16 protein-coding genes and 1 pseudogene are annotated in these 22254 nt (G+C 44.1%); 3 read left to right on the top strand and 14 right to left on the bottom strand.

The genetic code is table 11. The features are described 5' to 3' along the window. Window positions 1–337: 337 nt before the first annotated feature. Entirely contained in the window at window positions 338–2020 is a 1683-nt protein-coding gene (locus tag AB4384_RS07455; RefSeq protein WP_017069461.1) for an alkaline phosphatase family protein, read from the bottom strand. A 165-nt stretch (window positions 2021–2185) separates the two neighbouring features. After that, window positions 2186–2974, bottom strand: a complete 789-nt coding sequence (locus tag AB4384_RS07450) for an SUMF1/EgtB/PvdO family nonheme iron enzyme (protein ID WP_017060470.1) — start codon at window positions 2972–2974, stop codon at window positions 2186–2188. 137 nt (window positions 2975–3111) lie between these two features. Between AB4384_RS07450 and AB4384_RS07445 the strand changes: the two genes are divergently transcribed. Continuing rightward, the gene (locus tag AB4384_RS07445) at window positions 3112–4443 is read left to right on the top strand and encodes an anaerobic sulfatase maturase (protein ID WP_372129221.1); all 1332 of its coding nucleotides are present in this window, start codon (window positions 3112–3114) and stop codon (window positions 4441–4443) included. A gap of 87 nt (window positions 4444–4530) precedes the next feature. Beyond that, window positions 4531–5589 (top strand): HEAT repeat domain-containing protein, encoded by a 1059-nt coding sequence (locus tag AB4384_RS07440; RefSeq protein ID WP_017060468.1) that lies wholly within the window; start codon window positions 4531–4533, stop codon window positions 5587–5589. 147 nt (window positions 5590–5736) lie between these two features. Here AB4384_RS07440 and AB4384_RS07435 read toward each other — a convergent pair. The 12 genes and pseudogenes from AB4384_RS07435 to AB4384_RS07380 form a co-directional block, all read right to left on the bottom strand. After that, window positions 5737–5949: pseudogene (locus AB4384_RS07435) on the bottom strand (gamma-glutamyltransferase); the annotation flags it as partial. Further along, window positions 5939–6022 (bottom strand): hypothetical protein, encoded by an 84-nt coding sequence (locus tag AB4384_RS07430; RefSeq protein WP_371726260.1) that lies wholly within the window; start codon window positions 6020–6022, stop codon window positions 5939–5941. The gene AB4384_RS07430 and the pseudogene AB4384_RS07435, both read right to left, overlap by 11 nt. 145 nt (window positions 6023–6167) lie before the next feature. After that, entirely contained in the window at window positions 6168–7247 is a 1080-nt protein-coding gene (locus tag AB4384_RS07425; protein WP_108111932.1) for a sulfate ABC transporter permease, read from the bottom strand. 1 nt (window position 7248) lies between these two features. Beyond that, entirely contained in the window at window positions 7249–7725 is a 477-nt protein-coding gene (locus tag AB4384_RS07420; RefSeq protein ID WP_017060466.1) for a hypothetical protein, read from the bottom strand. Window positions 7726–7734: 9 nt separating this feature from the next. Next, window positions 7735–10938, bottom strand: coding sequence for a response regulator (locus AB4384_RS07415; RefSeq protein ID WP_372129219.1), 3204 nt, complete (start codon window positions 10936–10938; stop codon window positions 7735–7737). A gap of 213 nt (window positions 10939–11151) precedes the next feature. Further along, window positions 11152–11526, bottom strand: coding sequence for a hypothetical protein (locus tag AB4384_RS07410; RefSeq protein WP_372129218.1), 375 nt, complete (start codon window positions 11524–11526; stop codon window positions 11152–11154). 108 nt (window positions 11527–11634) lie between these two features. Next, window positions 11635–13773, bottom strand: a complete 2139-nt coding sequence (locus AB4384_RS07405) for an ATP-binding cassette domain-containing protein (protein ID WP_136979487.1) — start codon at window positions 13771–13773, stop codon at window positions 11635–11637. Beyond that, a complete protein-coding gene (locus AB4384_RS07400) occupies window positions 13770–15356 on the bottom strand; it encodes an ABC transporter transmembrane domain-containing protein (RefSeq protein WP_052879653.1) in 1587 nt (528 codons plus the stop codon). Before AB4384_RS07400 ends, AB4384_RS07405 begins: the two co-directional genes overlap by 4 nt. Further along, complete coding sequence (locus AB4384_RS07395) at window positions 15346–16770, bottom strand: TolC family protein (protein ID WP_017069471.1); 1425 nt, start codon at window positions 16768–16770, stop codon at window positions 15346–15348. The genes AB4384_RS07400 and AB4384_RS07395 overlap by 11 nt, the downstream gene beginning before the upstream one ends. Then, window positions 16745–18976, bottom strand: a complete 2232-nt coding sequence (locus tag AB4384_RS07390; RefSeq protein ID WP_029235405.1) for a response regulator — start codon at window positions 18974–18976, stop codon at window positions 16745–16747. The genes AB4384_RS07395 and AB4384_RS07390 overlap by 26 nt, the downstream gene beginning before the upstream one ends. A gap of 3 nt (window positions 18977–18979) precedes the next feature. Then, window positions 18980–20329, bottom strand: coding sequence for an HlyD family type I secretion periplasmic adaptor subunit (locus AB4384_RS07385; RefSeq protein WP_017060459.1), 1350 nt, complete (start codon window positions 20327–20329; stop codon window positions 18980–18982). 2 nt (window positions 20330–20331) lie between these two features. Then, window positions 20332–20694, bottom strand: coding sequence for a hypothetical protein (locus tag AB4384_RS07380; RefSeq protein WP_016793662.1), 363 nt, complete (start codon window positions 20692–20694; stop codon window positions 20332–20334). 186 nt (window positions 20695–20880) lie between these two features. Here AB4384_RS07380 and AB4384_RS07375 point away from each other — a divergent pair. Continuing rightward, window positions 20881–22254: cadherin-like domain-containing protein (locus tag AB4384_RS07375; RefSeq protein ID WP_372129217.1), on the top strand; the 1374-nt coding region annotated here is incomplete at its 3' end.

The raw sequence follows: 22254 nt of genomic DNA, 5'->3' as shown, positions 1-22254 counted from the left end.
GGATAGCTTCGGCTTCAAGACCACAAAGGCACTTAGCCTCAGAGTTAGGTTTAAGAGTCAGGGTAATAAGCGATGCTGTCTGGTGAGACTTTACTATTTGAAAGCCTTCCCAGAATGAAGATAGGAAAGTATGATTCGGCATGAAAACGGTAGTTTGTGTATGATTTTTGTTTGGCGACTAAACCATGTCACTTACTACCGTTTTTGTTTTTAGTTCCCGCTAATGCGCGATGAACCTTATTTGTTTCGACCTAGTGAGTCAGAAACAGATAAACGGCTCTTTTATTGAGTGGGTGCTGGATTCGAAATCTAGCTCACGAAACCTTAGAGATTGAGTCTACTCAGTGATCTCTTGCAGCACTTCTCCGATTGACCCGCTTGGTTGGGTGATACCCAGTTTGTTCGAAAGCGTTGGCGCAATGTCATATGGCGTCACTGGCCGCGATACCTTCTTAGCTTCAACGTCGTAGCCTGCAAAGATCACAGGCACATGAGTGTCGTATTTCCACGGAGAACCATGTGTAGAGGCAATTTGGAGGCCTTCCATGTCGTTAATGTAGCTGCGCGGTGCAAATACTACGTACACGTCGCCAGAACGAGCAGGGTGGTAGTTGTTTTTAATTAGCTGCATCACATGCGTATCCGGTACTCGGTTAGCCGCAATGTCACTACTTGATACAGCAAACGCAACACCTTTCACTTTTGCAATTTCATCCGCAATAGCTTCTTGGACCTTAGCCAGATCAAGCTTCTTCTCAGCGATCAGATCATGATTCAGATAGATGTAAGGTTGTGCGTACAAGCGAATCGCGTCTTTGGTTAAACCAAATTCATCCTTCAATCGTTTCTCAACACCACTCGAGAGTAGTGTGTCTTTATTGAAGTATTGAGCTTGATTGAAACCAAGCGCATTTGCCGCAGGTGAAGATTCAGGTACACCGTGGTCGGCAGACAGCACAATCAATGTGTTTTCTAGCCCGACTTGGTTATCCACGGTTTTGAAAAGCTTAGCGAGAGTCTTATCAAGTCGGATAAGGTTGTCTTCTGTTTCTAGGCTTTCAGGGCCGTAAAGGTGCACCACGTAGTCATTTGATGAGAAACTCACTGACAGATAATCGGTCACGTCGCCTTGGCCAAGCTTCTCTTGCATCAACAAGGTGCTAGCGAAGTTTTCCGTGATTTCGTCACCAGCAGGGCTGACGGTTAGCGTTGTGCTGTAGTACTTGTAACTTGCCGGGCCATAAGGATGAGGGAAGGTGCGTTGGAAGTCACCGAGTTTCACTTTGTGTTCGGTATCGTGTTCTTGCAACGTGTATTTATCACGCGGTAATGAGAGCTCCCATTTCTGTTTGGAATACTGAGCAGCAATCGCTTTCTCGTTCCAGCGTGATACCCAATCTGGATACTCGTCATAGTAATAGTTACTGGTGACAAACTCCGATTGTGCTTTGGAGAACCAGAAGGCTTTACCACTGTGTCCTGCCAATGAGATTGCGCCGCGGTCTTTCACTGATACACCGAATACTTTTGATTTGCCACTATTGGAAATCGTCAGTTCGTCACCAAACGTGGTGGAGAGTATTGGCTCTGGAGAGCGGCCATCGCCTTGTGCTGTCTTCTGCGTTGGGTCGATCTCTGTTGCTTTATCGACACCTGCACCAGAGGTCAGCATTTGGTAGTTACCGTCTTCTACGTTATACACCAAACGTTCTTCGCTACGGTCATACCAAACGTTACCTACCATGCCGTGTACGCTCGGTGGAGCACCTGTTGCAAGCGACACATGGCCCACGATCGTTTCCGTGTTGCCATGTTGGTAGTTTGCGTTGGTGTAGTAGGTACCATCATCCATTAAGTACCGGAAACCGCCTTCACCGAAGTTGTGCTTATATCGTTCGATTAGATCTGCGCGCAGGCCATCTACAGTGATTTGAAGGACTAGATTTGGCTTTTCCTCAGCTGAAGCTGGGAGAGCGCAGAGTAACGCGAGGGTTAGTCCTGAAAGCTTGGTGTATTGCATAGAGTTTCCTTATTCACTGTTGCCGCTGAGTTCTAATGTTTGGTCAGGTTTCCAACGTTTGGCCAGATTTGTAACGTGTGTGCAGTGCGAATCGTATTTTTAGTATTGTTGGTGACGATTAGTGAACCATAACCTTCGGCATCTTTAGTTAGTTCGCTTCGTTAGCTAGTTCACATCCTTAACTAAACGCAGCCCCATATCTGACATAGTGATCGATTGGCTTGCGAAGTCACGACGGTAACTTTCAGATTCATTTTCGTCATAAGCAAAGCTGCCACCGCGAACCGATTTGTGTGATAAACCGACGTCGCTGTGTTTTGCGTTGTTAGGGTTGTCTGTTGGACCGAATCGGTAGAAGGTGTCATCGAAGGCATCGATAACAAACTCGCCCACGTTTCCTGTCATGTCATATAAGCCTAGTTCATTTGGTTTCTTTAGCCCGACTGGATGTGCGCTATTTTTAGAATTTGCTGAGTACCACGCAACATCATCTAAGTTATTGGAACCACTGTAAGTATAGCCTTTACTTTTATTGCCACCTTTGGCTGCAAATTCCCATTCAGCTTCAGTAGGCAGACGGTATTCTTCACCCGTTAATTCATTCAACTGCTCAACAAAATAGTTTGCTTGCTGCCAACTAAGGTTATTGACCGGAACTTGTGGGTTTTGGAAATAACTGAGAGATGAACCCATCACCGATTCGAACAATTCTTGAGTCACCTCAAACTTCGCAATATAGAAACTATCTACAGTTACATTACGTGCAGGACGCTCTGCTTTGGTCGCTTCTGGACCGTTCGACCCCATGGTGAATGTGCCGCCTTCAACCAACACCATCTCTTGGTCAATTTGTTGGGCGATGGGGTGTGTAGGCACGCTTGCACAGCCACTCAGAAGGATAGTCATGGTGACGCTGCTAATTGTTGCTAACTGTTTGTAATTAAGAAATTTCATCACGTGCCTCAGATGTTCGAAATAGGGTCTAATTCTAACGTTTAAGGTCATTCCTATTGGTTATAAAGGGTATAACATGTCACCTGATCGAATAGGAATTATGATGGGTCCAGAATACTAAAATAGGTAGGTAAATCATGCATATTACTCAAGGTCCACAATATAACGGTAAAGCGTCTAAGCGCTTGCATGTCATGGCTAAGCCGATTGGCGCAGCATGCAACATTGACTGTAAATATTGTTACTACCTAAGTAAGCAAGATTTGTTGGAGTACAAGAAAGGCAGTTCTCCAAGAATGGATGATGAAACGTTAGAGACGTATATCCGACAATACATCGAAGGCCAGAATACGCCGGAAATTATCTTCTCATGGCAGGGTGGTGAACCTACCATGCTTGGTTTGGCCTATTTTGAACGTGTGGTTGAACTACAGAAGAAGTACCAACCTGAAGGTGTATTGATTTCAAACGACTTACAAACCAATGGCACGTTACTGAATGACGATTGGGGACAGTTCTTAGCAAAGAATAACTTCTTGGTCGGCTTAAGTATTGATGGCCCAGAGATGCTGCATAACGCCTACCGTACTAACCGAGCCGGTCGTGGTACGTTCAAACAAGTGATGGCGGCTGTTGAGCTGTTGCACAAGCACCAAGTGAAATTCGCGACGTTAACCTGCGTGAACAACCTGACCAGTCAAAATGCACTAGAAGTGTACCGATTCTTACGTGATGTGGTGAAGTCGCCACAAATGCAGTTTATCCCTATCGTTGAGCAAAAAACCTTTAGAACGGTTGCACCGCAAACCTCTCAAGTGAGCGAGCAATTGAAGCAGGGTGACAAGCGCCTGATCCCGGGTCATAAAGATTCAATCATGGAATCATGGTGTGTGTCAGATCTGGCGTGGGGTAACTTCCTGATTGCTGTGTTTGATGAGTGGGCGAAACACGATATCGGAAAAGTGTTCGTTCAATATTTCGAAGCAAGTTTAGAAACGTGGATTGGGCGTCCGAACCCATTGTGTACCTTGAACGAGATATGCGGAAAGGGTTTGGCAATGGAGCCAAATGGCGATGTTTTCTCATGCGACCACTATGTTTACCCTGAGTACAAAATTGGCAATATTCATCACGAGAAACTTGATGATTTGGCGTACAGCGCACCACAGCAAAAGTTTGGTTTTGCTAAATCCCGCACACTGACCAGTCAATGTCAGCAGTGTGATTACAAGTTCGCTTGTCATGGTGAGTGCCCTAAGAACCGCTTTATCAAAACTCGTGTAGGTGAACCGGGTTTGAACTACTTATGTGCTGGTTGGCATAAGTTCTTTTCTCATGTCGATAAGTCGATGGCGTACATCGCTCGCGCGATGGGGCATCCGGTTGCTCATGGTAAATTCAGCGACTCAGTATTGATGGCGCATCGAGCAAAACAGGCGCAACAAGCTACGTTCGAGACCAAGTTTTAACTCGTTCTTTGGATCAACAGGTCCAAGAAAAATTTAATCAGATACGAGTCTAAGGACAGGCTAAGTTCTCCAGTTTAAGGTAATACTATGATGAAGAAGAGTTTAGCGACGGCTGTTGCTTTATTGATTTCAACGTCCGCATTAATTTCAACGTCTGCGATGGCTGCGAATAGCGTTCAACAAACGGTTGACGCGCCAGCACAAAATATCAATCAAGTGCTTGAAATGACGGACACTCAAACCCGCATTCAACAGTTGTCTTACATGGCACAAGATCAGAATCAATCTGTTGAAAATCGTACTGGTGCACTGCAAGAGCTTGCTTCATATCCAAGCCAAAATGCGCTGGTGGCGGTGGCAAGAGGCTTAAAAGATCAAAACCCTGAAGTTCGTGAAGCGGCGGTTATCGGTTCTGAACCTTACCAACTTGAACATCGCTGGGCGTTAGTTTCACCCTTGCTAAAAGACAGCGATACCATGGTTCGCCATACGGCAACGTCAAACCTAGTCCGTGACTTCAATGCATTGGATGACGAGCAGAAAGCACAAATTGAACCACCGGTCATAGAGCTTATTAGCTTCTTGGAAACGCAAGAATCTGAAAAGTACCAATTACTGTTTGCTGATGTGCTTCGTTGGCACAATGACTGGGATAAGGCGGAAACGGTTTATCTAGAGCTGATCAATACGCATCCAAAAGAAGCGCAAGTTTGGTTGAGCTACGCAGATAATTTTCGAGCTCAGAACAAAGATAAGCAAGCAGTCGAAGTATTAGATCGTGGTTTGGAGAGCGTGCCAAACAACGCCGCTCTGCATTATTCGAAATCGTTGACTCTGGTTCGCCTTGAAGACAAAACTGCGGCAGCCAAAGAGATTGAAGTGGCTGCGAAGCTAGCGAAAGATAACAGCTACTACTGGTACCTAAATGGGGTATTACAAGAAGAGTTGGATATCGACAAGTCGACTAAATCGTTCGAGAAAGCATATTTGATCTCTGGTTCTCCAGAGCAGCTATACGCGGTATGCGATATCTATGTGCGCTACGGAAATGAAAAGACCGATGATTGCTTAGGTGAGCTAGGTAAAGTAGCTCCTGACTATGTTATTGATCAGTTGAAAGATAAACGAGTAGCGCCAAGCTCATAATATCCTAATGAGTAATTAGCGAAGCCTATAATGAAAAGCCAGTCGACACGTTCGACTGGCTTTTTCGCATCCATGAACTGCTTAGACGAGGTTCAAGCAACTAAAGACAAAATAAGGGCAAGCCTGTTACTTGCCCATTTCGTTTTATTATTCACCCATAGAGCTTGATGCACGGCGTCTGTCGGTCGCGTCATAGATCTTGCCATCTTTGACTTCAATGGCATTCAAGCCACTGACGACTGGAATGACATGCACCGGATAACCGAGCTGCATGAACTCTGGTACTAACATTTCGGCGTAGGTTTTCTTTTCGACGAGCAAACCCGTTGGGTCATAAGGTTTGGTGCGATCAATCTTGGTCTTTGTCTTTTTGGTAAAACAGCGCAAAAGTACCGCCGCCAATCCCAGTCATATCCGGTTCAACCACCGACATTGTCATCTGCATCGCCACCATTGCATCGACTGCATTACCTCCTTGCTTGAGTACCGAATACCCAGTGCTGCTTACATATGGATTCGTTGCACTTACCATAAACTCTTCGCCAGTTTCGTCTGGCGTAATTGGAAAAGGATTTGGGTTAGAAGACGAAACTCAACATGATCGTATAAAGGACGGCATCTTTGTCATCAAAACCAGTAAGTGCGTTGAAATTCTCAACAAAGGCACCGTTTGCTTTACGAGCCTCAAAATATTGCACTTCGCCATTGATGGAGACGTTAGGTAACACATCGTAATCCACACCAATTAGGTAGCTGTTTCCTGTTAGGTGTTCGTGAGAATCAAACTCTGCTCCGTAAACGACGTATGGAGTGAATAAATCTAGTCTGTAGGCCAAACTAGCGTACATCGAGGACGAGATGTCACTGATCTGTCCTTCACTTGTCAAAACAAATTGACCCAGTTCGTATTCTGCTCCTAATGACCAAAGTTGTATATGCTGGTTATCTTGCTCAGTTCTGAATGGGGTCGGTACTCCGGGAATTGTTGTGATAACAATCTGATCGAAATTTGAATCTAGGAAAGATAAATTCCAACGGTAGCTATCACCGCTTAGCTGCAGATTTGCGCCGAGCATGCGATTGGTTTCAAATTCCAGTTTTGTAGTCGAGTTGAAATCTACGTCATTTTTATCTTTTATGCCGATAAACGGAGTAAGTAAAAGAGTAGCTTCGTCACTGACATCGTGAGTCCAGCTCACTTTTATGCCATTGAAAGCTGTGATTCCGAGAACGCTGTTATACACCTCTGTAGGTGGCCTCGCGGTCATATAGGCTTGGCCTACATAGTAGTACTCAGAGGCAAGGAACAGTGGCAGTCGTAATCGACCAATGCTGACATCAAAGTCATTAAATTCATAACCTAAGTAAGCCCACTCTAGCTGCGGCTCACTCCAATCATATTGGGGTGGCTTGACAACTTGCACGGAAGCTTTGAATGAGTTGTAGAAGTAATCGAGTTGAACACCAAATGTGGTATCACAGTCGTAACAGCTCTCATCAGTAAAACCGCGGTTGATGATTAATGGATTATCGTTATCCGATGTTGCCCAAGACGTTGAGCCAAAGCCACTCAAGGATAAATTATCGGTAAGTTCGATATTCGCAAAAGCCGGAGAGGCCATTGAGGCACATAACACTGACGTAATTATTCTTTTCATATTATTTCTCCGAACTTATAACGTAGAGAACGTTGGCATTTTGAGGAACCGAAGAGAGTGGGGAGTAACCAATACGGTTTGGTTTGTCATCAAGCCAGTCGACTAAGCTGTCGGTTGACGCCGTTTTGATTTCTCTTGGATAACGCGCTTTTCCTGAAAAAGATAAACCAGCCCAGTGTGCATTCATTTGAGCGGCATTTTTTCCAAGCAAAAGCTGATAAAAGTCCTCTCTTTCGGCACTGTTCTCAGGCCAATCAGACAGTTCAACACGTTTGCCATTGAGGTGCTTAGTTTTCCCTCTATAGAGCTTTCGCGCTTTGTTTATTGATATCTCTTCAAATCCGGAGTCTAAAGAAAATATGGCATAATCTTCAGCGGCGTGAGCAGGGCTTAGAAAAAGCAAGCTTCCTAATAGCCCTACCGCGACTGGCAACATGACTCTGCGGGGAAGTGTTTTTATTGTTCTAATCCAATCCATGGGTATCTCCTAACAAGTCGCACTTTCTATTTGATGGAATAGCTTTTCTTTTCTTACGGGCTTCGCTACGTATCCATCCATTCCGGAATCAAAGCACTTTTGAATATCATCATCGATAACACTAGCGGTTAACGCGATAATAGGAGTTTTGCTTAAGCCTTGGTTTTTCTCGTGTTCTCGAATCTCCTTAGTTGCCGTGAAACCGTCCATAACAGGCATCATGCAATCCATCAAAATAATGTCGAAGCTACTGTCGTTCTGGTACATATCAACGGCAATTTGTCCGTTGTCTGCAATTTCAAAGGCATATCCGGCCTTCTTCAGCATGATAGAAGCTACTTTTTGATTGACGCGGTTGTCTTCGACTAGCAAGATTCTCTCTGATTTGCTCGGAATTGCGTTTTGTTCCGCTTCTTCAGGCAAAGTACGTTTGGTCGCAGCCCCGTTGATAATTGGAGTGACAGTTGCAGGTTGTTTCTTAGGTTGAGCTTTATAGGAAGCTGGTAGTGGCATAGCTTCTACCGCGGTGAGTACTTTCTCTTTAAGCATTTCGAACTTGAATGGTTTTGGTACATAGTCATCCATACCAACGTCGAAACACCTCTGAATATCGTCATCGATGACACTGGCGGTCAATGCAATGATAGGGATGCGTCGCGTCGCTTCCGTTTCTTTTTCAATTCTTCGGATGTTGCTTGTTGCATCAAAGCCATCCATAACCGGCATCATGCAGTCCATGAGTATCGCCGCGTAATGAGGATTAGCGGTGAACATGTCCACAGCTTCTTGACCATTATTAGCGAACTCGAATTCAAAACCACTTTTACCGACATGAAGACCAGCAATTTTTTGGTTGATCTTGTTGTCTTCAACGATGAGGATTTTGTGTTGGATCTCGACTGATGTCTGGCTTGCTTCTGATAGTTCCGCCAAACCTCGAGTATCACAAAGCTCAATAGCTTTAATTAAACGCAAGCCGAGTAGGGGCTGTGCGACTTGTGCAGTAACGCTGTCACCAAGATCCGCTGGCTCACTTAAGAAGGAACGTATCAAACAGATAGTGATGCCGTTTTGGTGCAGCTTTTCTAAGTTATCTGCGTGGGTATTAGCTAGGAATGCGTCATCTTCGGCGAAAACAACAGTAATAGGTTTAGTGTGTTTTTGAGTGGAGAGCTGCTCTGTAATTGCCGTTATATCATTCGTTTTATCGGTAACCTTCAAACCATAAAGGTTAAGGTCGGACTCTATTCGCTCGGAGAGCATGTTTTCGTTACCCAGCACATAAATATCAGCCGTTGCTGTACTTGGTTTTGGCAGTATCAAGTCAACAGGCAATACCAAGTCGAAGTAGAAACAGCTTCCTTCACCTTTGACGGAGTCGAGTTGAATTTGACCACCCATCAGCTCTACCAACTGTGTACTGATGGCTAGACCAAGACCAGTACCACCAAATTGGCGTGTGGTTGAATCGTCTTCTTGAGCGAACGGTTCAAATATCTGTTTTTGTTGCAGTGAATCGATACCAATACCCGTGTCTCGTACAGCAAATCGAATGGTGGCATTGTTATCTGCTTTGTTGAGCGTTTGAATTGATAATGTGACGCCACCTTCAGCCGTAAACTTCACTGCATTCGACATAAAGTTCATTAGGATTTGTCTTAAGCGGTGATCGTCGATCATCACGCGTGCCGGTGTATCAGGGCTGATATCGACGTTAACCGATATTTTTTGCTCTTTGGCTTTAGGTGCAACAATAGAGGCTATGTCGTAAATCGATTCTCGAATTGATGCTGAATGAGGGCTGATCAACAGCATGCCAGATTCGATCTTAGAGAAGTCCAAAATGTCGTTGATAAGGCTTAATAGCAATTGAGAAGAGGTCTCAATGGTATCGACATAATCGCGTTGTGTTGGTGTCAGCGGTGTATCAGACAAGATCTCAGAAATACCAATAACCCCATTCAATGGAGTACGAATCTCGTGTGACATGTTTGCCAAGAAGCTACTTTTGGCCTTACTGGCTTGTATCGCGTGATCTTTTGCTTCTTCAGCGTCTTCTTTAGCTCGCTCGGCGTCTTCTTTTGCTACCGTCAGTCTATCTTTCGCGAGTTCTCGTTCGATGGTCAATCGTTCAACTTGTTGAGCAAACAGACTGAGTTCATCTTTACCTTGGATCAATTTATCTAGACAAGGGCGCGTGTCATCATTTTCGCTTTTTAAGAAAGCTAACACCAAATTAAGGTTGTTAGTGACTTGTCTCGCCAAGCTAAGAGTTAAACCCATAACAATCGCTGCCAGCAAAGCGACGATTGAAATAAACAGGGTTCGTTGTATTTGCGCGTCATAGATGGCTTGCTCAACTTCTTGTTGAAACTCTTGCTTGATTACGCCGCCAAGGCTTTGTAATAAGTTGAGCCGTGCGCTCATCGCTTCTAAGCCGACAGACACTTCTTGTGGCGTCAGTTGGCTGATTGTATTTAGGTCGAGTAGCGCGCTTCTTATCTCTTGGCTTTGAGCAAACACATCATTTCGAAACACTTCAACCATCAAAGAAACTTGATGTTCGTTGGCGTTCAATGAAACAAAGCGCTCTAAGAACAATTGCTGTCTTTCACTCAAGGTTTTGATCTGTTCGGCGAGTTCTGGGTCGTACTCTTGGCTGATTTGGAAGATCTCAATCAGTGAACTACCAAGCTTGAACTCTTCGTTCGACCAAAACATCAACCACTCAAGTTGTTGAAGGGCAGTGAGGTGCTGTTGAATTTCACGTTTAGTGTTTTCAAAAGGGACTTTCTCTACTTCAAGTAACAGTTGCTTGTATAAATCGCTTTGCCATTCGAGGGCATCCAATTTATCGTAAGTGTCAGTCACTTGCATCGTCGATAAGGTCGCTTCGCTGAAATCGGCAACAAGTTGATTCATTTCATCAGATGCGTCTAAAAAAATGATGGGAGACAGGTTTTTAAGTTCTACCTTTACTTGGTTGCTTTGAGTAGCAAACTCTTCAGGGCTAGAGGCTAAGGTACTTCTATACAAAATAGAAATATCTTGAAGATAGACAGATAACTGATTGGTTCGTTCAAAATCGGTTAACTGAGTCGTTAATATATAAGCCTGTCTACCTGCTAGGAAGAGTAATAATGAAATGGGAAGTAGAACTAAGCCAAAGAGTTTATGTTTGACTGAAAGGTTATTCCAAACCGTAATCGCCATATAAGGATCCATCCAACTGTCGTTATATAAAAACAGTAGAATAAAAATGCCGATATGGAAACTTTGAAACGGTAAATTTTACGTAAGTGTGGGAGAGGTATAAGTTCTTGTGATTCCTGAGCTTATTTTGAAATGCGTTCTTTTATTAGTAATTTATAGCGTTTGGCAGTTTGTTTAATTTTATGCTTATTGATGAATCACTTAAAAAGCTTACTAATGAGGACGATTGTTATCGAGGCTTAATTCGAAAAGAAGTTGCTCTAATACGGTTTTTGCAGAGGGTTCTAATGTCCAAATACCGAGCATTCTGTTAAGTGCGGCGCGATACACTCTGTTTTTTAGTAGGAAGGCGAGTGTGCTCGTATCATTGCTGAATACGTGCATTTGTACGATGGTGAGCTCTGCTTGGTTCTCAATGTCTATTTTCTGAAGATTGAAAGCGGGTAGGAAGGCAGACTCATACCAAACCTCAACGATCTCTCGAAGATCCATCTCTTCTTCAGGTACATCGCACTCCTGAAGTTGGTGGTTTTCAGGAATTGCGGATAAGTAAGCTACATCAAGCTTGTCTGCAACGAATGTGTACATATTCTTCCTTGTTACCTGTGGTATTGGGGCGAATCATCCCTCTTGCTTATGAATTTGTCAATTATATCCATTTCCCTAAATAGCGAATTGTGATTAAGCGTTGAGGTTTTAGCTTAAGCTGTTTAAGTATTTGTCTGTTAAGCCAAAATATTTCAAATTTCCATCCGGCTCTAACACTAAACTCATGTTTGATGTTGCGATCAAACCAGGGTCGTTGGTCGAAAAAATGACTGTTTTATTCAGCAACTTATCGCTGAACAAACGGTTAAAGTACTGCGCATTTTCATTTTCTGCACCATTGAATGGCTCATCAATAATAATCAGAGATTGCTCACAGTTACCTAAGCCGAGTGCTAGACGCAATTTTTGTTGAATTCCATTCGGGAGACTTTTGCATTTATCCACGCTTAACTGAGTAGCTAAGCCTTCCGGAAGCCACTCATCTAACTCGAAGAAGCTCACCATCTCTTGCATCTTGTCTGTTGGAATCAGCCCGTTGTGTAGAATGAAGTTGGTCTCGAGTGAGCCTTCAAAAATATGCAAATTAAAAGGGATGTAGTTAATCGAGGTGCGATAACGGTAGCTATTGAACTGTTTAATGTTGTAACCATCGACAGAGACTGCGCCTTGATAGCGGTCTTCTAACCCGGCAATGATTGAAATTAAGGTGGTTTTGCCGCAGCCCGTTGGGCCACAAATGACCACTTTTGCACTGGGTGGGATTTTGAACCCCAAGTTAGTTAAGCCGGTTGCTGCTCCCGCGTATCGGTGACTGACACCGCTGCCCACGATGCTGCCTTGGAACAGGCGAATAGGCGGGCTTTTCTCTAAGGTTAATTTGTCGTCATTCATCGACATTAAATTGTTGATCTGTGCGGACGAAGCTTTGATCGACTGGAACTTGGAAATTGAGTTATAGATACCCATGATTGGGCCTAACGCTTTCCAAACCAGAATAACGGTCGCGAGCATGGCACCCGCATCAGAAGTACCTTCCATCACGCCAATAACTGCAGTCACGATACTTGCTGTGCCAATCACTTGGATCAAACTACCGCCAGCGGCCTGAATCTTACTGTTCGTTACGGCAACGTTCTCTGCATCGCTGGTGCTTTGCATATGCGATGCGCTGAATCGAGATTGAACGACACGAAGTAAAGGCAGGCCTTGGATAGTCTTGATACCACGAAGAATTTCATTCCATTGATACGAAACCATCGCATTGGCACGCGAACTTTTGGATGTGGCTTGCGAGTAGATATAGCGCGAGTAAATACAGAACACTAACATCAGTATTAAGCCGCCCATCACCACCAATGCCGCTGTACCAGACATCAGAGCAATGGCGATGATAAATACGATCACAAACGGCATATCAAAATAGCTGAGCGTCGATTCGGCAGTCACCAAGCGTCGGAAGGTATCGATATCTTTCAAACGTGCTAGCTGAGAAGAGACCCCAGCAGTAGATGTCATCGCATAGGGTAGCCAAAGCAATTTAGATATAACGGCTTGCGAGATGTGCACGGCGAGGTCTTTACCGGAGGTCGCAATAATGTTGACGCGCATTTTCTTAAAAAAGTATTCAGAGAAGCCGACAATAATGGCGAATAAGGTTAGCCAATAGAGTGTGGCTTCGGAGCTCGAAGTCAGTGCGAAGTTATATACACTCATAATAAAGAATGGCTGCAATGCACCGAGAATACTGATGACGAAGCTGAGAATGATCAGGCTTTTAAGTTCATTGTTATAACGATAGAAAGCGTATTTAATCCAATTGCTTCTGTCTTGCGATTCCGGAGGTGGCTCGCGGAACAGACGAGAATATTCGCTAATCGCAATCAGCAAACAGGGCTTTTTGCACATTGGGTATTCAATGGTGTTGTTGTTCGTGTAATCAAACAGCAGCAACTTTCCATCTTTGGTGCCTAAGAAAATCGCACTTAGATTCTCTATTTCAATAAAGCATGGGTGTGGGTGCTTATCGATATTCTCGAGTGTCTTTAGTTTAGTAACATCACAGCGATATCCAAGGCGCTCTATGGTTGCTGTAAAGCTGTCGCCATCTTTGGGTTTTGGAATAAAAGCATCGCTGAGTATTGCGGGTGTGCCTTCCCATTCGAGTGCTATCAGGGTGTAGGCCAAACCACGAATAAGTGGCGATTGACTGTAACGTTCGTCGTATCCACTAGATTCAAAATCCAAGACACGTTGCGGCACATTATTGAAGTCGACTAGGATACTCATTGGTCACCTCCGGTAAGTTTTACGCGTTTGAGGCGGTGATTAAGTTTGTCCATTTTATTGCTGGCGATGATCAATATTTTGTCATTGGCGCGATAAGCCGTACTGGTGAGAACGACTCTCGCAAATTCCTCATCAAAGACACAATCGATGTCATCGAATATCAATACACGCTTACTGGCGAGCAGGGCACGAACTAATAATAAGGCGTAGCCAACTTGGCGAGAGAATGGGTTACGCATATGGCCTTTGAGTTCTGTATAAAACCCGGCAGGAAGCCCATCAATTTGCGCTTTGATGTTCATGGTTTCACACAGTGCAAACGCCGTGTTATTCAAGCTTGGTCGGAAACAGGTCAGGTTATCGATAATCGTCCCTTCTACGAACGAACTGGTCTTATCAACCATCAGAACACTGTTACGCCAAACGTTGTAATTGACGTCATCCAAAGGCGTGTCGTTAATCATGATATCGAGTTTGCTATCACTGTTCTGACGCGTAATACAGTTAGCGAGGTGGGTCTTACCTGAACCACTTTTCCCTGTCAGCAAATAGGCTTGTCCGAGTTCGAACTCGATACGCTGCTTTTCAGAATACTTAACCGAAATACGTTCAACTTCTGTTGTTTCATGTTGGTGTTCAACAGAGGCGGCCAATTCAAGGAGGTCAGCGATACGTTGGATATGGAGTTTGTTTAACTCCCAGCGGCTCGCGGTTCTCATTACCTGTTGATATGGCGCAAAGTAACGGTTGGTTAGCATGATGATCGCGGCCATGATGCCTTGACTCGATTCCATATTGATTACGGCAGTCGCCAAGACCACAACAACGCAAGCAATGGATAGCTGTTGGATGAGCGCCAAAATCAAGCCAAAGTTCGACTCGATTTGCTCATATTTGATGTTCTCCACTTCACGCTCTTCGACCATTTGTGTCATCAGGCTTTCAACGCGGTACTCCATGTTTCGCGCTTTAATATCAAGCGGGCTAGAGATGATCTCAATGATTTTGGAGGTAGTTAACCCTTCGATGTCTGACTTATTCTGCAAGCTACCAATTTTCTGTTTGGAAAGACTCCAAGCGAAAATCGCTAAGACAGCCGAGGCAATTAGAAGGGTGATACCAGCCCATATGTTAATGAGACCGATGATAAGTATAGTAATCACGCTAACAGCAAGGTTGATAAGCGCTCGAACCGATTCTCCACCAAAGAAGGTCTTAAGTTCAGGAATGGTTGAGATTCGTTCTAGGTATTCGCCTGGTTCCAAACGACGGAATTTAGATATTTCCGCCAAACAGATGGATTGGAATACCTTGTTGGTTAGGTTGGTTTCAAACTGCCTCATGATAACGGAAGATATCTTCTCTTCCTGACTTTTTAAGTGGTAGTCGAGGAAGATGGAAATCAAAATAATCGCGAACAATAAGAACAGCGTATCTTGTGCTTGGTTGGGTAACACTCGGTCAAAAATGATCAGAATAGAGAAGGGCAGTACCAAACCAAACAGGGTCGATATTATCGTTGAGAAAGTCAGATAACACTTATCTGCCATGTTGATCTTTTGCGAAAACTGCTCAGTTTGCATTGTGACCTCCTTTTCTCAATGACTCCGTTGAGAGAAGATGTTTTGGCACCAAATCTTGATTGTCGCGACCTTCAATATCACTCATTAATTGCATCACGCTTTCGATAGATTGAATTGAGAGTATTCCCTTAATTTGCTCAAGCTTGATGGTCTCGATGATGTAGTCGTATCGTGCGCTTTCATAGTCTCTTAACGCGCTGAACAGCTTACTTTCCGCCGCCAGCAAGTCGGTGATGGTACGCGTGCCTAATTGGTAGGCTCTTTGGATCCCTTTATAAGACGCGTAGTTGGCGCGAATGATGTTTTCGTAACTGCTTATAGATTGCGAGAAATCGTTAATGTTGAGCACGGAGGTATTCACACTGTTACGTGTGGTGTAAAGCGAATCTTGGTAAAGCAGCTCAGTACGTTCGATGGCCGTCGATGATTTTTGATAGCCGTAGTAATCAGAGCCACCAGACAAGATAGGAACTGCTAGGTTTAACCCAACACTGGTTGAGTTACTTTCGCCTGTCGCTGTAATGTCGGTTTTGTCGAAGTTATTGGCGTCATCGTGTCGATAGCTGGCTGAAAGCGATACTGTCGGTAAGAAGTTCGAACCGCTCTCTTTTAAGCTTCTGCGGCTTCTCTCGACGTTTTTCTTAGCCACTAACAAGTCGTTGTTGAGCTTTAACGCTTGATCCATGATTGATCGTTGTTCGGTTTCGTTTATCTCTTTTAAAGGCACACTTTCGTAGATATCTTGAGACGGAGTGATAGGGTATTGAATCTGAATCGATAGCCCGTTGAGAATGACGCGACGGTCTTTCTGCAAGGTTCTCAATCGATTCGACACACCTTCTTTCTGAGCAATCACTTCGTAAAGCTCACTGGCGGCTGTATTGCCGAGTTCCACATTGCGTCGCATTTGATGTTCACGCGTTTCGGACGATTTAAGCTCTACCTTGGTCGCTTTAATTTGTGCGTTGTTTTTCAAATACTCAAAGTATTGAGAGCCGATTTCTGAAATAGTGCTTTGGATTTTGTTCTCGTGTTTAATCTCTTCAATGTTGAAGTCGAGCTTTGCCGTCCCATATTTGAAAATATCGCCCAGATTGAAGATCGATTGAGAAAGGGAAAGGCTGTAGCTGTTCGAGTTATAGCTTGAAGTTTCATCAGGCACACTTGATAGCAAGGTTTCATTTTCATTCCATGTGGTATCGGCAGCACCATTGAGGGAAGGAAGAAATTTTGAGCGGCTGATACCAATGTTGTACTCGTTTTCTTCCACGCCCTTATCACTAGCGCGAAGAGACAGGCTGTTTTGCAGGCCGAGCTCTACCGCTTCAAGCAGGGTAGTCGCCGATGCTGAAGGTGTCGTGCTTAATGTAAGCGCAGCTATGATGCTGCTAGTTAAGTTTTTGTACCGCCACATACTTGTTGATCACCTTGATGATTTGGTCGCTTTTATAAGGTTTGCTGATTACGTAATCCATTCCGGCCTCAATACAAGCCTGGTGTTCGTTACTGCTGGTCAATGCGGTTGCACCTATGATGGTACAAGGGTTTTTCTCGTTTTCTTGTTCGAATTGGCGAATGCGTTTTGTGGCTTCGATGCCACCCATACCCGGCATGATGCAATCCATGAAGATGATGTCAGAACGCTTGTTCATAAAGTGCTTCACGGCATCGGCGCCATCGCCAACCATGTCTGGTTCATATTCTTGTTTGGTCAAGATTCGTTTCAGTAAAATTTGTTGAACTCGGTCATCCTCTACGATAAGGAATGAGCTGTTTTCCATCTGTTCTTCCGATGCTTCCGCTTCCATAATGGTGAGTAGGTTTGGAATGAACTCGTAAGGGATAGCAGGAGCGTTGATGATTTTGTCGACGAAGCTATGACACTCTTGTGCTTGCTGAGTGTTGGTCACTGACAACAGTAACTTGGTATTTGGGTGGTTCTTAAGCTGAGATTTCACCGTCTTGCTCAACGACGGCAGCTTGTTGGGTTCAAAGGTATCAGTCAACATTATCGCATCGTAATCACCGAACGTTTTCGCCGCTGAGAAAAGCTCATTTGCAGTGCGAATCTCGGTGATATCAAGCCCCAAGTTACTGAGCATTTTCTTCATCACATCGATGCGAACTTGAGTATTAGCACACAAGAGTAAACGCTTGCCATCAAAGCGAGTTTTCTCTGTGTGGAAGTTCTTAGCCTTAAGATCAAGCTCGATCTGAAAACGTTCCTGAGCCCCTGACTGGAACCAGTGGCTCTCGTAATATCCGTAATCCTTCAGAACGCTTTTCGCTAAGTCATCTGTGCTGGCTGTATGGTCTTTGTGTGCGCTCCAATGGAGTTTGTTGAGCTTGGCAACAGAAACATCCAGTGTTGATAAGAAGTTGAGGTTGATGGTGACACGGGTATTTTCCATGTCTGAAGCCGCACCCGATTCAATCGTTACAAACAGTTTCTTATTTGATTTGAGTTGAATAGCGTTAGAAAGTTGAAGGAACAGTATCCAGAATAAGCTGGTGGATTGGCCTGCAACACGATTCGGTAAGTTGTCAGAGATAAAACAGTCAAGTTGGCTTTCATTACGTTGTACTTTGGCACTGATATGAATCATTAATTCAGATAACACGCTCAGTAAAGAGAACTCTTTCGACTTGCTTTCCGTCCCCTGTGATATCAAGCGATTATAGTTTTCTGCTAACTCAGATAGTGTGCTACACGCAGAGGTAATATCGTTCGCCATCAACACGCCGTTTTCATCGGTTTCTTGAACCAGATATTGGACACCACCGTTGATGGTGTTTGTAATTCCGCGAATCTCATAACCGATCAGCGCATACAACTGTTTGTAGAGATCGTTATTGCGCTTTTGGTCTTCTAATTTACTGAAAATAAGTTTGAGATGAGAGTAAATCTGACGCTGCTTGGGGTTGATGCTAACTTCATTAAGAAGCTCTTCAAGACGTTGTAAATCTAGCTGCTTCAGCTCTTGATACAGGGCATCGAATTCATAGTCGATTTCGCGTTCGTTAGAACTGGATTTCTTTAGCTTCAACATAGCAACTGAGTTGGATAGAATCGTAATCACAGCCAATATCACGACCACCATAAACAACCAGATAAAGAACTCGTTTTTTTCTGACATTAAGTCATTTGCATGGTTGTTAAACATGGTGCGATAGTTGTCGTCCATCTGCAGATAGTTATTGGTCAATGAAAGGTACAAGCCTAATACGTCGTTACGTGTTTTTGCGCTATCGGAGAAACGATTAATCGCCAATTCCAGTTGTGTGTATTCAGTTGCCCCAACCAAGCTGAACTCGGTTTTGTTCAACGAGGCTAAAGAGCGAAATTCATCAATTTCAAGCTTCAAGTTAACCAGGTTGAATTCGTTAGTGCCGCAAGTGTTGGTACTTAAACATTGTTGCAGAGTTTGAATATCTTGTTCTATGGTCTGATTAAGCTTCTGGGCTTGTATGAGCAGTGGGGCGCTTTGCACTTGTGCGACTGAATCTATTTTTGACCAAGAAAAGTATAAATAGAAAGCGAGCGCAGCCAATACCACGCTAAATAGTATGCTTAGACGTAGGGCGGGTATGGAAATATTGTACGAAGGTTTACCGCTCATTGATTATCTCTCATCGAAAGCATCCTCGATGGCTGACATCACCGGTTTCGCAGCGTATTCGATCACGCGACGCGAGCCTGTTTTCACATCAGCGGTAAACTCCATGTAAGGTGATAACTTGTATTGAGTGCCTCCTCGTTCAAGAAAGTTTCGGTCAATTTCAATCTCAGCTAAATAGAATTCAGCGTCTTCTTCTTCGTATGATGAACGGCTGATTGAGGCGATGGTTCCCTCAACAAACCCGTATTTTGCAAAGTTATAGGTATCCATTTTTACTTTCACTGCCTGACCAATTTCGACAAATCCCATGTCTTTACGTGGGATCTTCGCTTCACCGTGTAACGAATTATTTATTGGGGCAATATCGGCGATACTTTCTCCTGGCGGAATCACAGCAGAACGGAAATTGAAGTGAAGTTTATCGACCACACCATCGACTGGCGAGTAGACGACTAGGCGATCAACCTTGTCGGAATGCTGCGGTTGTAAGATTCGCTTTAGCTTGAGGTCTTTGTTCGCTTGAATGATTTGTGCTTGGTACTCAGAGTTTCGATTCTCAACCAAGTCACGGTGTTGCTTTTCCAGTTTGTCGAGTTGGAAACGCTCATTCATCACAGATTCGTCAAGGTTCTCAATCTCACGCACCATATTCGACTCTTGTACTTTCATGTTAAGAACGTCGACATAAGACGCCATCTCTTCTTTATAGAGGGTGTTTTTGATGTTGAGCTGCTTACGTATCAGAGAGAGTTGATTCTCTGAACTTTTGCGACGCTTTAACATTGAACTGATCAACGAGTTCTTGTGCTTAATATCGTGTGTAATGAGTTCTTCATTTGAACGGTTTTTAGAGAATTCTTGTCTCCAGGTATTCATGTTGACCTGAACTTGCTCAGGGTATTTCTCAATGAAAGCGTCGAAGTTAGGCTCTATCATGTCGCGTAAGCTTTCATAACGAATCTTATCGAGCTCTATCTGAATAATTTCAGTATTGACGGTATCAAGTTGAGTGTTACGGTCAAGTGAGCGTATTCGAGCGATAGGTTGGCCCTCATAAACGACTTCCCCTTTTCTGACTAACAATTCTTCTAATATCCCGCCTTCTAAATGCTGAACTTTCTCAACATCCGATTCCAATAGCAGTTCGCCACGTACAGAAACAACAATATCGATACGTGCTTGTGACGCCACCGCAATAGCGACCAAAGCGAGCAAGAATATAATGAGCAACGTTTTGTGAACGCTGGTCATGGCACTAGCAAGCACAATAGTGTCATCAGCTGTGACCTTAGAAGCCTCGTTATTGGAAACGAGTGCTTTTCTGAGGTGATGTTCTATTTGGTTATTGCTCATGACTACCTCGATGACTTGTCATCTATTACTTCCTTAATGTCCAACAAGTGATTGATTTGTCGATTGACGTTGTGCAATTCAGTTTTTACATCCTCTAAAAGATCTTCAGGTGCAGGGAATTCGTGCTTACTCAAATGTTCCAATTTGGCCATTTTGGGTGGCAAGTCTTGATCACACAGTAAAGTTAAGATGGTCTTTAATCTCTTTGAGTAGTTGTTGAGTTCATCAAAACGGTCACTTTTATGGAGCGTCTCTATGTTGATCGCTGCGTCTGAAAAGTCCTTATAAAAATCGCCTAGTAGCAATTGAAGCCCTTTGTGGTTGTTGTCGATTGAACGCAGCAAACTCGTCATGTCTATCATCATTCCACCGCCGTAATTGCTTTAATCACAATAACTAAGGATGTTTAAAGGTAGTTTTCAAATTTTTTTTGATTCTTTATGTATAAAAAGAAAAATATGAAAAATGTTGTATAAAAACTTGGTTTTTCAAAATGGTGTCCTTTAATGCCTCTAAATACGATCAGTTAGCTAGTAGCAACGGAGGCTGTAATGGCAGGCGAAAATAACCAAAACAACCAAAATGAAGATCTCAATGACGCGGTAGAACAAACGGACACGAACGACGCGGGTACGCCCTCCCAACAGCAGAATCAACAAAATCAACAAAATACGATTGCGTCGACAATAGCGACGGGTGCTGAAAACACGGATGCGGCCGACGAGGTTAATCAGGCTTTAGAAGACAATCCGAGTGGCGCAGGTAATGCTGAAGATGCGTCGGCTTCTGGTGCGGCTGTTCAAGAAGAGACGCCAGAAAGCGATGGAGATTCTGATGCAGCTCAATCCAATGTAGTCGGTGGTGCGGCTTCGGAAGCTGGCTCGGACAATGCTGCTGGCAGTGGTGGCGGTGCTGGAGCGGGCGCACAAGCTGTAGGTGGTGATATCGCAGAGGCTGCGACAGGTGGTGTAGACGCTGAAGGTAATGAAGAACAAGGCCAAGCTGCGCGTACTTCAGCAGCGCCGAGTGCGACATCTTCAGAGTCGGGTGACCAACAAGTTGGTGATGAGCTAGATTCACAAACAGTAGAAGAGACGTTTGCAGTTGATGTTCAAGCTTCAGATGAAGAGACCATCAGTGAAGTAGAGGATGACTTTGATTCTGAAACAGTAAGCGAAACGTTTAAAATCCAAGTAGAAAGTGAAAATGATGCGCCAGAAGCAGAACAAAATCTGGCTTACATCATGGATGAAGATGGCTCCATCACATTCACTCAAGAACAATTACTCGAATACGCAAGTGATGTAGATGGGGACGAACTGGTTGCCTCTAACGTTCAAGTTGGTGCTGATGCAACCGTTCAAGACAATGGTGACGGTACTTTCACAGTAGTTCCTTCAGCTGACTTCAATGGTGAACTTGACCTTACTTTCGACATCAGTGACGGCCAAGAAACGATTAGCAGCGCAATTGATTTAACGGTACGTCCAATTAATGACGCGCCGGTTCCTGAAGATAAAACGTTTGAAATAGAGGAAGACGGAACTCTTGTCTTCACCGACGCTGATCTTCTTTCTGGTGCGACGGACATTGAAGGTGACAACCTTACTGTTGAAGGCGTGACCTACGATGGTGGCGACGGTATTCTTACCGACAACGGCAATGGGACTTACACCTTTGCTCCGAATGAAAACTTCAATGGCGACGTAAACTTCGGCTTCGATGTATCAGACGGCACCGATACGGTCTCTGCCAACATCGATGTGAGTGTAACTGCCGTTGATGATGCACCTGTGTCAGGCGATTTAGCGTACTCAATCGACGAAGATGGTTCTATCCGTCTAAGCCAAGAGCAACTGTTATCACAAGCATCTGATGTTGAAGGCGATGACCTTACTGCTAGTGGCCTAACGGTTGACGGTGAT

This window comes from Vibrio sp. 10N.261.51.A4 (genome assembly GCF_041471945.1).
Classification (GTDB): Bacteria; Pseudomonadota; Gammaproteobacteria; order Enterobacterales; family Vibrionaceae; genus Vibrio; species Vibrio crassostreae_C.
Note: the sequence above shows the minus strand (reverse complement) of the source record. Positions and strands in the feature narration are given on the sequence as shown.